Source organism: Pantoea sp. PvP021 (assembly GCF_054056055.1).
This window is the reverse complement of sequence record NZ_JBSRXX010000010.1, coordinates 134,716-148,781: the sequence shown is the minus strand read 5'-3', so window position 1 is coordinate 148,781 and position 14,066 is coordinate 134,716. Positions and strand designations below refer to the sequence as shown.

Genomic DNA, 14,066 nt, shown 5'->3' with positions numbered 1-14,066 from the left:
CTACGGAGGTACTATGAGAGCAATCAGTTACAGCGAAGCCCGACAGAATCTGTCTGCCACTATGGTTCAGACAGTTGAAGATAAAGCGCCGGTATTGATCACTCGCCAGAACGGTGAATCCTGCGTGCTGATGTCGCTTGAGGAATATAACTCACTGGAAGAGACGGCATACCTGCTGCGGTCACCTAAAAATGCGCGCAGGTTGATGGATTCTATCGAAAGCCTGCAAAGCGGTAACGGGACTGACAGGGATATTATTGAGTGAAACTAACCTGGTCCGCAGAAGCCTGGGAAGATTATCTCTACTGGCAGGATGCCGATAAAAAAACCGTTAAAAAGATAAACGAGCTGCTCAAAGATGCCAGCAGGACGCCTTTTGAAGGCAAAGGAAAACCCGAGCCGTTAAAGCATAATCTTGCAGGTTTCTGGTCACGCAGAATCACGGCAGAACATCGGCTGGTGTACGCTGTCAGCGGGGATGCTCTATTGATTGCCTCATGCCGTTATCATTACTGACGGGCTCAGGAGCTTGCGCCTGAGCCCTTACAATGCACCAGTTTCAGCGGCGTAATCATCCACCGCAATCCGGATCGCCCGCCCTCTTTTTCAGCTGTGCGGAAAGCCAGGGCGCAGTCAGACTCTCTGCAGATGCGCTGACCTCTTCCGGTGAGCCGGAGGAGACAACCCTTCCTCCTTTAAGACCCGAGCCGGGACCCAGATCAATCACCCAGTCCGCCTCTGCCACTATGCGCATGTTGTGTTCCGCCATAATTACGGTATGACCACGCTTTACCAGTTCATCCAGCACTACCAGCAGCTTATCCATGTCAGACGGGTGCAATCCTGTTGAAGGTTCATCAAGCAGATAAAGCGTGGGCGTACGCTGGACCCGCTGCAGCTCCCAGGCAAGCTTGATACGCTGGCACTCGCCGCCAGAGAGTTCAGTGGCGGGCTGACCCAGCGTCAGATATCCCAGCCCCAGCGACGTTAGTGCCTTAAGCGAACGCTGGATCCCGTCATGCCCATGAAACACCTCAGTGGCGTCGTCCACGGTCAGATCAAGCACATCCGCTATCGTCAGGTTGTTCCACTTTACCTCCAGCGTTTCGGGGTTATAACGGCTTCCCGCGCAGACGGAACAGGTTGCGGTAGCGCTCGGCATGAAGAGCAGCTCAATCGAAATCTGTCCCTGCCCTTCACAGGCAGGACAGCGTCCGGCTGGCAGATTAAAGGAAAACCGGCTGGCGCTGAAGCCTTTGGCTTTCGCCGCGTCGGTGTCTGCAAACAGCCTGCGGACGATATCGAAAAATCCGGTGTAAGTGGCCAGATTTGAGCGTGGTGTCCGGCCGATAGGACGCTGATCGATTCTGACCAATCGGCCGATGGCGTCACTTCCGCTGACAACCTGACCTTTAACGTCCGGCACCAGATCCTCTTCCTCGCCCTCCTCGATGTCAGGCGTTTTGTCAAAACGTCCGAGCATTTCCGGAAGCACGCGATTCAGCAGCGTCGATTTTCCGGAGCCGGACACGCCAGTGACGGCCGTCATTCTCCCCAGTGGGATGGCGATATCCACTCCGGCAATATTGTTGCAATAGACCTGTTCAAAGCAGAGCCAGCTCTCTGCGGGCCGGCGCTGGCGCAGCCCGGTATAGTTTCGTGAGAAAAGATAGCCCGAGGTGGGTGACGCACTGACTTCTTCAAGCCCTGCTGGTTCGCCGTTATAGACGATCTCGCCGCCATGCGTTCCCGGGCCGGGGCCGACCTCAATGAGCCAGTCCGCCTCGGCGATGAGGTCAATATTATGTTCGACGACCACCAGCGAATTACCGGCACGCACCAGGTTCTTCAGGGATGCTAGCAGCGATTTGACATCATCGGGATGCAGCCCGGCTGACGGCTCATCCAGCACATAAAGCACGCCAAACAGCCGCGATATCAGCTGAGTGGCCAGACGCACGCGCTGCAGCTCGCCGGATGAGAGTACGGTGGTACGGCGTCCCGGCGCCAGATGACCCAGACCCAGCGTTTCCAGCTGCTCAAGCCGCATACAGATATCCGACGCCATCCGGATGACCGCCTCACGCAGTGCCGCCTCTGCCGGCAGGTCCGGCGATGCGCCACGTGCATAAGGCTTCAGCAGTTCAGCGAGCTCAGAGACCGACAGCTCACTCAGGCTGGCAATGTCATGACCGGCAAAGGTCACGGACAGCGCATCCCGGTTTAGCCTTTTACCGTGGCATTCAGAACAGGGAGTGACCGTCACAAAGCGCGCCAGCCGTTTCTTCGTCGTCTCGCTGCCACCCGAATAACTCTGCAGCACGATTTTTGCTGCACTGGTGTACGTGCCGGTATAAGCCGGCTCTTCGCCCGCCGCCAGCGCGTTTTCGCGCTGCTCAGCATTCAGACCGACAAAAATTGGCACCGATGGCTGTTCGTCAGTCAGCAGTATCCACTGCTGATCACGGGCTGAAAGCGTATTCCAGGGCGCATCAACATCGTAGCCGAGCGTCTCAAGGATGCTGCGCAGATTTTTGTTATGCCAGCCTCTGGGCCAGGAAGCGATAGCTCCCTGGCGGATGCTCAGTGAGCTATCCGGCACCATCGACTCGGTTTTAACGGTGTGCACTCTTCCCAGTCCCTGGCAATGCGGACAGGCACCTTCAGGATTGTTAGGCGAGAAATAATCGGCGGTCATAAAGGGAACGCCTTCAGGCCTTACGCCCGCACGGGAAAACAGCAGGCGCAGCGTGACAGAAATTCGGGTGAGGCTGCCCACCGTTGAACGCTCCTGCGCGCCAGCCCGGCTCTGCTGAAGCGCCACCGTGGGTGGAAGTCCGTCAATATTATCCACATCCGGTGCAGCAGCCTGATCGATCAGACGACGGGCATGTGGCGACACCGATTCGATAAACCGGCGCTGGGCTTCCGCATAGAGAGTATCAAAGGCGAGGGACGATTTACCGGAGCCTGAAACCCCGGTGAACACCACCATGGCGTTGCGGGGAAATCGCAGCGAAACATCTTTGAGATTATGTGTTCTTGCACCCTGTACCGAGATATAAGGATCAATGTGCTCATCAGCGAGGTAATGATCGGCGTTGCGTTGTTCTGTCATGATTTCCCTGATTGATAATGCACGGCAGATTCACAATCGCCTGCCGTTAATGACTAAAAATTGCAGATGCTAATCCGGCGTTCAGGCTATCCGGCCCGTTTGGGGATAGAAACAACAGCAAGGGTAGTCAGGGATCGCGGTCTGCACAACGCGAGGGGGGTTCATCGCTTCGTGGCAGCACAGACTGGTAACCAGCATGTACAGGAAGCCTTCTTATCTCTTAAGAAAACCCTGGAGAAAACTTAAACAAGCCAAAGCTGTCACTAGCGAATTGCTTATGTGACTCTAATGTAGATTCCGGTGGTATCGATAAATGCAGGTCTATGTAAGGTATGGATATAAAGAATGGGAAATGTTTAATACCCCACGAACCTTTCTATAACCTTTATCTCTCTATGGCCAGGTATGCACTCCAGAGTGCCTGGTGCCGTCCCGCTCCCGTTATTCAGCGTGCTGACGGCATAAAAAAATCATTTAATTCATAAGGATAGCGAAACCATGCCCATTTCTGAAATGATGCCGCGAATGCCTTCAGGGAGATGAGGTGAAATTACCGTTTTTTATTATCCTGTCCCAGACCATCAGGTTGTCAAGCATGAACGCGCGAGGTATTGTTTAAGAAGCATCAGGATGATGAATGAAGTGAACTTGTGGGAGCTGGCAGTGGATACGACTGAAGAACTCAATAACACCTATTTCTACGCAGGTAGACCGAACCTCACCGCTGGTGAGCTCTTTTTCATGATTTTCTGTGAAGAAGTCGCTGAACAGCTGGGCATTGATGACTTCGGAGCGATCGTGGCCATCCTGTCTGGACGTAATGTCCTGACTACCCGCACCAAACCGCGCGATGCTCTCAAAGGTACCTCCTATGCCTCACGGGCAGCACGCAGAGTATTCCCTAACGCCAAGTTTCCTTTCGGCATACAGCTCCCCACCATCGTAGGGGGATACCCGCCCCGGACCGCGCGTATTCTTTTTACGCATAAGCTCAGCACCTTTGTTGGTCGGGCGATACCCGTCGTGGGCTGGGTGATTCTGGCAAGAGACGTTGCCGATATCAGTTTCAATTCGGTCAGACTGTACAATGCCATCGCTCGCGGGGAGGATAAGTTATGGTAGATGACACACAGGCACGCGTAATGGCACTCATTGAGCCGTGGAACGGCCGATCGCTGCTTACGTTCCGGAAAAAAACACTCACGCCAGAGATGTCGCTTAATCAGGACATGAAGCTTGACCCGGAGGACGCTGCGGAATGCCTTCAGAACGTCTTCGATGCGTTTGGAATGGATTCTGATCTGGTGACTTTCAGCCTCTACTATCCAAAAAACCCGCGCGAGGCCATCCCTCTTACTATCGGGATGGTAATCGAGTCAGCCCGTGCCAGGCGATGGTGCTATGACTGATATGACCTGCTCCCCGTTGATTAGTACACCCCGATGTTAGTAATGTCTTCATAAGCCACATGAGGGCATCCCCATGAAGAAGCGTTTTCCTACGAACAGATCATCAGTATCCTCCGCGAGGCCGAAGCCGGGGTTTCTGCACGGGAACTCTGCCGTAAGTATGCTATTTCAGACGCTACTTTCTACACCTGGCGCAAGAAGTTTGGCGGCATGGAAGTCCCTGAGGTAAAGCGGCTTAAGTTACTTGAAGAGGAGAACGTCCGCCTTAAGAAGCTGCTCGCCGAAGCCATGCTGGATAAGGAGGCGCTTCAGGTGGCTTTGGGTCGAAAGTTCTGACGACAGACCAGAAGCGGGAAGCCGTGGAAGTCATATGTGATGCAACGGGTCTGTCGCAACGTCGTGCCTGCAGGCTGGCAGGTCTGTCTCTTGCAACCTGCCGTTATTCAGCTCAGCGTCCGGCTGCTGACGCGCAGCTATCTCTACGCATCACAGAGCTGGCACCTGAACGCCGTCGCTTTGGTTACCGGCGGATCTGGCAGTTATTGCGTCGTGAGGGCCTTCACGTCAACCACAAGCGGGTATACCGCATTTATCACCTTAACGGCCTGAGTGTGAAGCGCAGACGACGTCGTAAGGGTCTGGCGACTGAGCGGCTTACGCTGCTTCGCCCGGATGCGCCCAATCTGACCTGGTCAATGGATTTCGTCATGGATGAACTGGCCACCGGTCGCAGGATCAAGTGCCTTAACTGCGTCGATGACTTCACAAAGGAATGCCTGACTGTCACTGTTGCCTTTGGGATTTCAGGCGTGCAGGTCACGCATATTCTGGACAGTATTGCGCTGTTTCGCGGATATCCGGCTACGATAAGAACTGACCAGGGGCCGGAGTTTAACTGTAGAGCACTTGACCAATGGGCCTTTGAGCATTGCGTGGAGCTGCGGCTTATTCAGCCCGGTAAACCGACACAGAACGGATTTATTGAGAGTTTTAACGGACGCTTTCGCGATGAATGCCTGAATGAACACTGGTTCAGCGATATTGTTCATGCCCGGAAAATCATTAATGACTGGCGGCAGGACTATAACGAGTCCAGACCTCATTCATCGCTGAATTACCAGACGCCGTCTGAATTTGCAGCAGGCTGGAGAAATGGAAAATCAGAAGATAAACAAACCGACATTACTAACTGATCGTTGTATCTAATACTAGGGGCAGGTCACGAATAACGTACACACACTTAAGACGAGAGCTCTATACAACTTTCAATGTGGCCATTCTCCGTCAACGGGTGTCAGGTCTAAGTGATGCCATTAAATTGCCTACAGAATTTCAGTGTGATTTATGAAAAAAACCCGTCTGCGACGGGTTTTCAGGCATAGAAGGCGACAATCACCGATCCGGCATTACGGCTTTTTAAACTTGTCTTCGACTTTCTCTTTCGCTTCCGCGATTTTATCACCGGCCTTTTCCGCGAAACCCTCTTTATGCGCTGGCTCGCTGCCTGGCGTTACCGGACGGGTGTCGTGGTCAGCGCGGGCCTGACGCGTGCTTTCAAGCAACGGATCGGCCACAGTACGATTCCCGGTCAGCCGATCTGCGCCGAGAGGATCTGTACTGACATGGTCAATATCCACTTCCTGACGGCGTACCGAATCGTTGATAGTTTCAACCCGATCGCTTGTCTCTTTGCGTAACACCACCTCTTCAATGATCTCCGCGGTCTTATTAATCACGGGCTGCTCATGCGTCTCTTCCACTTCGACAGTTTTTTCAGACCAGTCAACATGGGTGGGTGAACCTGATTCATTCACCGGACGACGGAAGATTGCGGCGTGCTGCTCATGCAGCGAGACATTTTCTGAGACCTGATCGGTGACAGTGTAGCGACGAACGCGGGTTGAACCTTCACTGACCAGACGTTTACCCACTTCCAGTCGCTCCTCGGCCAGACGCAGTACATCCTCGTCACTTTCGTCACCGGTCAGGGCAGTACGGGCAGCGCCACGATGGGCAGGATCGGTAGAGAGCGGATCGACGGCGGCATTATCCTGAAGCGTTCCACTGGCAGGTGCAGTCAGACCATCACTGGTCGCGTAACCGGGCGCGTAATCATCGGGCAGCGCCGCACTGCGCTCGGTAAGTTCTTCATGTGCATCAAGGATGCCCAGGGCGCGAGGTAACTCATCTTCATCGGCCCGCAGCGACAGCACTACTCCGCCGGTTCGCATCGCGTCTTCATACACTTCGGCCTGATCCTCCTCCAGCGTATTGCCGAACAGGCGTTGCCAGAAGCCAGGGTGACGGGCCTCCTGACCTTCGGTACGCAAACGATCACCGGAGATGATATCAATGTCATCATCCAGGAACCCGGCCTTGATCAGGTTACGCTTTGCACCCTCTGCCAGTGAGATATTGCTGAACATTGTTACGATTGTTTCACGCGCCATGTTGTGTTCCTCGGTGATGGATTCGGACGGCTCTGAATAGGGTGTTCGGGTCAGGTGAGCATGCTGTTTGCGCAGGGAAACAACCTGTTCTGTCGCTTCTTCACTGACAACTTTGCGGATATGCCACTCCTCTTTCAGCACCAGATGACGAACGATCTCGACTTCCTCTTCAACGACAGGAATGATCAGAACGCCATTTTCTTCACGGATCTCCGGCATCTCAGCCAGCCGTTCCGATTTAGGAATGCGTTCTATTTCCGCCGTCTGGTGCCGGAGCATCAGCGCAATCTTCTGCTGATGCTCAGTGACCTGTCGGGTAACCCTGACATGACCGTCGATGACCCGCTGTTTTGAGACCTCAACGGTTTCCTCCGCCAGGCTTATCACCTGGTCGCTACCCTCTGACCCTGGTTTTTCAGGAGGTTGATTGTTCATGTTTAACCTGCCTGTGATACAGAGCGATCATTTGTACTTTTCTTTACCTTGAGCATAAGTCACTGCTTTTCGGTTAGTTAAAGCCTGGCACAAACAATGCCAAAAGACAGGAAAAAGCAAAAAAAAGCCATTATAAGAAGATAACGTGGTGCTAAAATCGATTAAGCGGTGCGGCAGATAAAAATCAGCTAACGAAGCGGCAGACAGTGAAATCTCTTTTATCGCATACGCAAAAAGAGGATCAATCAGGCGTTAACCCGACCCGAAGTGAATCAGGCATATCGGGTCAGGGGTTGAGCCATTCGCTTTCCTGCAACTCGCCGTTAGCCGAATAGCGAAACAGGGCGCGCTGATTTTCGTTTCGATGAAGCTGATAGGCGTCCAGCACACTGGCCTGCAAAATCACCACGCCAAAACGGGATTCCCCGGTTTCCGCTGCCGTCGCATCAGACGTCTCGTTAGCCGTTGTCCGTGCTTCCCCCGGAGGTCCGCCGATGTAAGTCTGCCGCGTGTGCTGCGGTAACGCACGCCAGGCTGCCCGGGCAACATCACTTCCCGCCGCATAACACGCAACCCGCCCTGCCAGCCGTAACTGCAGGCGACGCTGATGGCAATATCCCACCACGGTGACCTGCGGATTCGCCGCCATCTCCTGCCACTTCGGGCTGCGAACATCCGTATGAAATGTCAGCATCCTGCGGTCGTCGGCACACTTGCGCAGAACCACGGTGCGCGCCTGAGGTTGTAGCAGAGCATCGACCGTACAGAGCATCAGATAACGAAATCCACCCTGTGGATCGGTTGCAGATTCCTGCAGCGCAGCCCAGGCTCCAGTTTCAAACGTTTTCAATTCCATGGGGATTACTCTCATCAGGATCAATTTTCAGCCATCTGGCTAAAAGCGTAGCAATGAAGTGGGCAGAAGGCCTGACAGCGCAGCGATAAGAGCAAATGTGGCAAGCGGGAGCTGGACAATGCACGAGAGCAGGAGCTGGTGAAATAGCGTCGGGATTGCGGGATACCTCGCAGAGCGGCAAAAGCGCGTCCCGCCAGTCAGCCACTCTGTGTTATTTTGCGCCATCGCCACAGAGATCCGATCCACAGGGAGTTGCATGATGACAACTGAAGAGCCAGCTAAAGTACCGGCTGAAATACCGCTGAAAGTCACCTCGCCACGCCTGACTTATCGGTCACTTCGGCAGGAAGACTGGCCCTTCTATCTGGCAGTCAGTCAGGATAGATCGGTGATGCAGTACATCAGCGATCCGCGCAGCGCTGAAGAGATCAGAACCCACTCATTTGATGTCCGCCTGCCCGCCTGGTACAAGGGCTGCAGGCACTGGCTCTGTCTGGTTATCGGAGAAAAAACATCCGGTGCTCCGGCTGGCTTTTGCGGGTTTATCGATCGTGGAGAGGGTATTGCGGAGTTTGGCTTTATTCTGGCCGCAGATGCGCAGGGCAAAGGCTACGGCAGCGAGTCTCTGCATGCCATTATCACCTTCTGCTTTGAACAGCAGAATTACCGCAAACTGATCGCGACGGTGACGGCAGGCAATGCGGCCTCACGCCGGACCCTGATTTCAGCGGGCTTTGTGCAGGAGGGGACGTTGCGGCAGAACTTTTTCCTCAACGGCCAGTGGCAGGATGACTGGATCTTCGGCTTGCTGAAACAGGAATATCAGCCCGCACACTCACCCTGAGGCGCAGACCATCAGCGTCGGGCATCCTCCGCTCCGTTCGCCACAATCAGACCGATTAGCGTGGCGTAACGTCATAACCGCTGGCGATAGCGATAGCGATAGCGGGCGCACAGTGCTCCTCTCCGCACAGCATCGCCTCAAAGTCCGCCGGCGTCAGTGGCTGGCACAGGCCATTGCCCTGCATAATGTCGCATCCGGCGGCCGTAACAAAAGCGATCTGCTCTTTATCTTCCACCCCTTCGGCGGCCACCCGAATCCCCAGGCTTTTGCCGAGCGCGGTAATGGCCCGGAACATCATACGCACCCGCATGCTGGAACCCAGCTCGTGCGTCATCGACTTATCGATTTTAAAACCCGTCACAACGCTATAGCGCAGCAGGTTAATCGCCCCCAGCGTACGCCCGTAATGATCGATAACGAACGAGGCTCCCGTTCGGCGTACGGCGTCAACCTGGACCGGCATATCCTGCATCAGCACGGCCAGCAGTGGCTCATCCACTTCCAGCTCAACAAAACCGGCATCGCCTCCGGCACTCTCACGTATCACCGTCTCCAGGCTGTTCCCTGCCAGCTGGCGCGGAAACAGGTTAATGCTGACGCGAAGCTGAGGAGAGCGAACCTGCCACTGCCGGACCTGTGCCAGAGCACTGCGGATGATCCATTCACCCAGCGTGACTGAAAGCGGACTTTTAACCAGCATGCCGATAAATTCAGCCGGCAACAGCAGCCCGCGCGTCGGATGCTGCCAGCGCACCAGCGTCTCGCAGCCAATAAGCTTTCCGCTTTCAACGTCGTAGCGGGGCTGATAGTAAAGAGTGAACTGCTGCTGCCGCACCGCCGTTTCCAGTTCGCGCTCAAAACGGCGCCGCTGCTGCTCCGCTTCACGAAACGCGGGCATAAACAGCATGCTGCAGCCTTTACCCGACGCTTTGGCGCGATAGAGCGCCAGATCAGCGGCGGACATCACCGAAGAGGGATCCCTGCCGTGCTCCGGATAGGAGGCGATGCCGGTGCTGGCACCGACCACCACCGGTGAGTCGTGATAGCGGAACGGCGTCTGAACGGCCGCAATCAGTTTCTCCGCCGTGATCGCCGCCTCTGCGCTGCCGCCTGCTAACAGGATCACAAATTCATCACCACCCAGGCGCGCAGCCGTCACGGCACTGGCGCAGACCGCACGAATCTGTTCGGCAACGTGGCACAACAACGCATCGCCTGCAGCATGCCCCAGCGTATCGTTAACCTCTTTAAAACCATCGAGATCGGTCATCAGTAACGTATAGGGGACGCCCGCCCTGGTCAGCTGGCCGACCTGATCCATAAACGCGCTGCGGCTGGCGAGACGTGTCAGCATATCCAGTGAGGCCAGCTCACAGAGCCGCGCCTCACTCTCATAGCGGGCCGTGACATCGCGGATGATCATGCCCACCAGCCGTTCGCCCTCTTCACGCCAGCCCGAAAAAGAGACCTCTGCCGGAAATTCACGACCTTCACGCGTGACACCCCATATCTGCAAAGAGCGTGGGTGCGAGATAGCTGCTTCGTCAGAGGTAATCCGGACCAGTTCATTACGGTAGTCAGTCTGACAGCGAGCAGGGATCAGCTCACTGATATACTGGCCGCGCATCTCCTCTGCGCTGTAGCCGAACAGCGCGGTGGCGGCCGGGTTCCAGAAGGTTATGCCACGCCGAAGGTCGGTGCAGACAATGGCGTCAGGCGAAGTGGATGAGATCGCCTCGAGTCGCTGCTGGCTGGTGTAGCGCAATAACTCCAGACGATGCATCTCCATGCGATCCATCACCAGTGCAGCAATATCGTTCAGATGCTTTCGATCCTCTGCAGTTAACGGCTCACGAGGATGGCTGTCGGTCAGGCAGACCGTGCCAATATGATGCCCATCAGGGGTCGAGAGCGGGATTCCCGCGTAAAAGCGGATAAAGGGGTAGCCGTGAACCAGCGGACTGTCGCGGAAGCGCGGATCTTTCAGCGTATCGGGCACGCAGAGGATATCGCCCTGCGCCAGCGTATGGTGGCAGAAGGCGACGTTGCGTGCCGTACCTGAAATATTTAAACCGTACCGGGAGGCGAAGAACTGCCGCTTTTCGTCGATAAGCGAGACAAAAGCGACCGGCACCCGAAACAGCCGCGCGGCAAGCGTAGTGAGGCGATCCAGCGCATCGGTCGGCGGTGAATCCATCAGATGATACTGCTTAAGTGCGTCGAGGCGAGCCGCCTCGGCATCATGATAAACTGGACGTTTCAGCGTAACTCTCCTCTGATGTTATCTGCTGTGGCTGGCCTGACACAGTATAAAGAGGACACGTTCAATCAGACAGAACGCGCAGAGTTCGCTGCCGATCCGTTGCCGGAAGAAAGGCCCGTCAGTAAACCCGGCAGCAACAGGTTGCCGCGCTGAGTCCGATAAAGCTGACACCGCAGACAGCGAGGCATCAGTTAACACGTTATGCCTGCCAGAGAGAGTGCGGCGGACCGCCCAGGATTATCTGGCCAGAGCAGATCAGACAGGCGGTAATGCGCCTCGCTTAGCTCTCTATATCGGCCCGACATGACTTTACTTAAGAGAAAACAGAGGATGAACGCCTTACTTTTTCAGCTTTGGTACCAGTTGATAGTGCGGATGCTCTCCGGCGAGCAGCATCAGCAGTTCATACTCTCCCTGACTGAGCAGCGCAGGATTTTTCGATGCTTCTTTCGTCTGCCAGACACGCTGGCTAAGATCGAAACGCTCGGCTGCAATCTCCTGAGAGAGACCGGCCGCAAGGCGCAGCTCACGCACGTTGTGCTGGACGGCGACAGGCCGCTGTAAAATCTGATTTCCCATATAAACGCTCCGCATACGGTGCCCCGGCGAGATGGCCGGGCGGAAGTACACGCCTGCGGCCAAAACATAAATTTGAGTTAAGTTTTAACAGCCCGGCGTTTTACACTTATCAGGAAAGCGTAACGCACCAGTAAAAACAGAGAAAATAACCTGAATTATATTTAAATCGCTGCCCGGATAATTTTTGCACCGCTGAGAATAGTAATTGCCATTCTGAATGGTGACGTTGATCGAATGATGATCAACGTCAATCACAGTCACAAAAAATGACCGTTTCATCCCTCTTTTAAAAAGAGTGAATATTAATCGTTATTCCGTGCCGGACAGACATTATCTACAGTTCAGAAAAAATACGTTCAGGCTATGCCCGCGCAAACGTTGCCCAGCCGCCTTTTTCAGCAGGCGTGACGCGTTTAGGCTCTACGGCAAGAGGGCGATGCGGCAGGGTAAAGCGCGTAATCACGCTGCCCAGCTTTTCAGTCTGTCCACTGAGACTGCCTGCCGTCGCCGAAACCTGCTGAACCAGCGTCGCATTCTGCTGCGTTACGCGGTCAAGTTCTGCAACGGCGACCGTGACCTGGGCAATCCCTTTGCTCTGTTCATCCGAAGCCAGCGCAATCTGTCCGATCAGTTCATTCACGCCGCCGACGCCGCGCAGCACGGCCTCCATGGTGGTTCCTGCGCTCTCAGCCGCCCGCCGGCCATCGTCAACGCGTGCCACGGTATCGGCAATCAGCTCTTCGATCTCTTTAGAGGCAGCAGCACTTCGCTGTGCCAGTGAGCGTACCTCACTGGCGACTACCGCGAAGCCGCGGCCCTGTTCACCCGCACGGGCGGCTTCTACAGCGGCGTTTAACGCCAGAATGTTGGTCTGAAACGCAATACCATTAATAGTGGTGGTGAACTGCCGGATTTTTTCTGATCCCTGAGCGATGCTGGTGATGGCTGCCGATACCAACTGAACCAGTTCCACGCCCTGCTGAGTCGTATCCGTGGTGCTGGCAGCCAGTTCACGTGCCTCACGGGCATTCTCTGCATTGTGACGCACGGTGACGGTAATCTCCTCCATGCTGGCTGCGGTCTGCTCCAGCGCAGCAGCCTGAGTGGATGTCCGGTCGGAGAGATCGGCGTTACCCGCTGCGATGTCCCCCGCTTCACGATGAAGAATGGCTGCGTTGTCTCGGATAGCGCTGACCGTCTGCAACAGACTGTGCTGCATCTCTTTGACCAGCGGCACCAGTTGCCCGACACAGTTGCGCCCCAGATCTTCCGGTTCGCGCGTCAGATCGCCATCGGCAATAATTTTTAAATGACCGCGAATTTTACCTACCGGACGCACCAGATGGACGACCAGATAGCGGTCGCAAAACAGCAGCAACGCCACTGCCGCCAGCAGTGCTGCCAGCAAGACGCCCTCAAGCCGATGCCGGTCAGCCTTCAGGGGTGCCTGATTCCGGGCCAGCTGCTGCGTCACCTTGTCCAGCTGCGCACGGGCAACCGTTGCGTATTCTGAGGGGGTTGTCGTAAGTGCCGCGCGGACGTTATCCCAGTCAGCATCGGCCGGGGTTGAGGCGACGAGCGCGTTTTGATCGGCTGGCGTACCGCTCTGCATGACGATAGCGCTGTGCGCCAGAAAGCTCAGCTGCTGCGTCAGAACGGCTGAACGATCGGTTTGACGAAAGATATCGCGCACGACCTGGCTGCTGTAGCCACCGGCCAGCACGACGATGCCCAGTGAGACGATCATCATCCACAGCACAACGCGGCGGATAGTGAAATGCCTGAGTGAATTCATGAGGTTTCCCCGATGTTGTCATTGGTGTAGTTAAAATTAAATAAAAAATAAGTTATGTCATCTACTTTAGTGCATTATTATATAGTGCACTATGTTTATACTCTGTATACTGGCAGGATATTTAAGAAATTAAAAGTTTTTAACGACAAAATAATAGAATCGTGATTACTAAAATATTTCGTTAAAGAAAAGTGATTTGCTATTCTGACCAGCAATGCCGTGCAGTGTGATAAAAAATAAATGGTCATGACTCTTTCTTTTTGCAGAATTTGCCTGTAGTCATGACATCATACCCTTCAATTTTTCTGTTTAATTTC

Annotated in this window: 12 protein-coding genes; 6 read left to right on the top strand and 6 right to left on the bottom strand. The window is 54.8% G+C overall.

The window, feature by feature from the left end:
- Positions 1-13: 13 nt before the first annotated feature.
- Positions 14-265: a YoeB-YefM toxin-antitoxin system antitoxin YefM gene (gene yefM, locus ACVKSX_RS20695; protein ID WP_010256861.1), complete on the top strand. Its 252-nt coding sequence runs from the start codon at positions 14-16 to the stop codon at positions 263-265.
- Positions 262-516, top strand: coding sequence for a Txe/YoeB family addiction module toxin (locus tag ACVKSX_RS20690; protein ID WP_010256862.1), 255 nt, complete (start codon positions 262-264; stop codon positions 514-516). Before yefM ends, ACVKSX_RS20690 begins: the two co-directional genes overlap by 4 nt.
- A 55-nt stretch (positions 517-571) precedes the next feature.
- On the opposite strand, the gene ACVKSX_RS20685 is transcribed toward ACVKSX_RS20690, so the two are convergent.
- Complete coding sequence (locus ACVKSX_RS20685) at positions 572-3,118, bottom strand: excinuclease ABC subunit UvrA (RefSeq protein ID WP_354439324.1); 2,547 nt, start codon at positions 3,116-3,118, stop codon at positions 572-574.
- A 663-nt stretch (positions 3,119-3,781) separates the two neighbouring features.
- Here ACVKSX_RS20685 and ACVKSX_RS20680 point away from each other — a divergent pair.
- From ACVKSX_RS20680 to ACVKSX_RS20670, 3 genes are all read left to right on the top strand, one after another.
- Complete coding sequence (locus ACVKSX_RS20680) at positions 3,782-4,240, top strand: STM2901 family protein (protein ID WP_031292265.1); 459 nt, start codon at positions 3,782-3,784, stop codon at positions 4,238-4,240.
- On the top strand, positions 4,234-4,527 hold the full coding sequence (locus tag ACVKSX_RS20675) for a DUF1493 family protein (protein ID WP_022624214.1): 294 nt from the start codon (positions 4,234-4,236) through the stop codon (positions 4,525-4,527). Before ACVKSX_RS20680 ends, ACVKSX_RS20675 begins: the two co-directional genes overlap by 7 nt.
- A gap of 99 nt (positions 4,528-4,626) precedes the next feature.
- Positions 4,627-5,720, top strand: a protein-coding gene (locus tag ACVKSX_RS20670) for an IS3 family transposase (RefSeq protein WP_354439397.1) whose coding sequence is annotated in 2 segments (ribosomal slippage) — positions 4,627-4,858 and positions 4,858-5,720 — 1,095 coding nt in all. Because the reading frame shifts where the segments join, the coding sequence is not laid out codon by codon here.
- 213 nt (positions 5,721-5,933) lie between these two features.
- Here ACVKSX_RS20670 and ACVKSX_RS20665 read toward each other — a convergent pair.
- Positions 5,934-7,412 (bottom strand): YsnF/AvaK domain-containing protein, encoded by a 1,479-nt coding sequence (locus tag ACVKSX_RS20665; protein WP_354439326.1) that lies wholly within the window; start codon positions 7,410-7,412, stop codon positions 5,934-5,936.
- Between the two features lie 286 nt (positions 7,413-7,698).
- The gene (locus tag ACVKSX_RS20660; protein ID WP_191919386.1) at positions 7,699-8,268 is read right to left on the bottom strand and encodes a pyridoxamine 5'-phosphate oxidase family protein; all 570 of its coding nucleotides are present in this window, start codon (positions 8,266-8,268) and stop codon (positions 7,699-7,701) included.
- A gap of 259 nt (positions 8,269-8,527) precedes the next feature.
- Between ACVKSX_RS20660 and ACVKSX_RS20655 the strand changes: the two genes are divergently transcribed.
- A complete protein-coding gene (locus ACVKSX_RS20655) occupies positions 8,528-9,112 on the top strand; it encodes a GNAT family N-acetyltransferase (protein ID WP_191919398.1) in 585 nt (194 codons plus the stop codon).
- Positions 9,113-9,167: 55 nt separating this feature from the next.
- On the opposite strand, the gene ACVKSX_RS20650 is transcribed toward ACVKSX_RS20655, so the two are convergent.
- From ACVKSX_RS20650 to ACVKSX_RS20640, 3 genes are all read right to left on the bottom strand, one after another.
- Positions 9,168-11,309, bottom strand: coding sequence for a putative bifunctional diguanylate cyclase/phosphodiesterase (locus ACVKSX_RS20650; RefSeq protein WP_111534844.1), 2,142 nt, complete (start codon positions 11,307-11,309; stop codon positions 9,168-9,170).
- 405 nt (positions 11,310-11,714) lie between these two features.
- The gene (locus ACVKSX_RS20645; RefSeq protein ID WP_010256895.1) at positions 11,715-11,954 is read right to left on the bottom strand and encodes a hypothetical protein; all 240 of its coding nucleotides are present in this window, start codon (positions 11,952-11,954) and stop codon (positions 11,715-11,717) included.
- Between the two features lie 361 nt (positions 11,955-12,315).
- Positions 12,316-13,749 carry a methyl-accepting chemotaxis protein gene (locus ACVKSX_RS20640; protein WP_354439329.1) on the bottom strand — a complete coding sequence of 478 codons (1,434 nt, stop codon included), beginning with the start codon at positions 13,747-13,749 and terminating at the stop codon, positions 12,316-12,318.
- Positions 13,750-14,066 lie beyond the last annotated feature (317 nt).

Bases quoted from the DNA above. Each gene is read 5' to 3' on its own strand.
- yefM (WP_010256861.1), top strand. From the start codon at position 14: ATGAGAGCAATCAGTTACAGCGAAGCCCGACAGAATCTGTCTGCCACT.
- ACVKSX_RS20685 (WP_354439324.1), bottom strand. From the start codon at position 3,118: ATGACAGAACAACGCAACGCCGATCATTACCTCGCTGATGAGCACATT.
- ACVKSX_RS20675 (WP_022624214.1), top strand. From the start codon at position 4,234: ATGGTAGATGACACACAGGCACGCGTAATGGCACTCATTGAGCCGTGG.
- ACVKSX_RS20665 (WP_354439326.1), bottom strand. From the start codon at position 7,412: ATGAACAATCAACCTCCTGAAAAACCAGGGTCAGAGGGTAGCGACCAG.
- ACVKSX_RS20660 (WP_191919386.1), bottom strand. From the start codon at position 8,268: ATGGAATTGAAAACGTTTGAAACTGGAGCCTGGGCTGCGCTGCAGGAA.
- ACVKSX_RS20655 (WP_191919398.1), top strand. From the start codon at position 8,528: ATGACAACTGAAGAGCCAGCTAAAGTACCGGCTGAAATACCGCTGAAA.
- ACVKSX_RS20650 (WP_111534844.1), bottom strand. From the start codon at position 11,309: ATGGATTCACCGCCGACCGATGCGCTGGATCGCCTCACTACGCTTGCC.
- ACVKSX_RS20645 (WP_010256895.1), bottom strand. From the start codon at position 11,954: ATGGGAAATCAGATTTTACAGCGGCCTGTCGCCGTCCAGCACAACGTG.
- ACVKSX_RS20640 (WP_354439329.1), bottom strand. From the start codon at position 13,749: ATGAATTCACTCAGGCATTTCACTATCCGCCGCGTTGTGCTGTGGATG.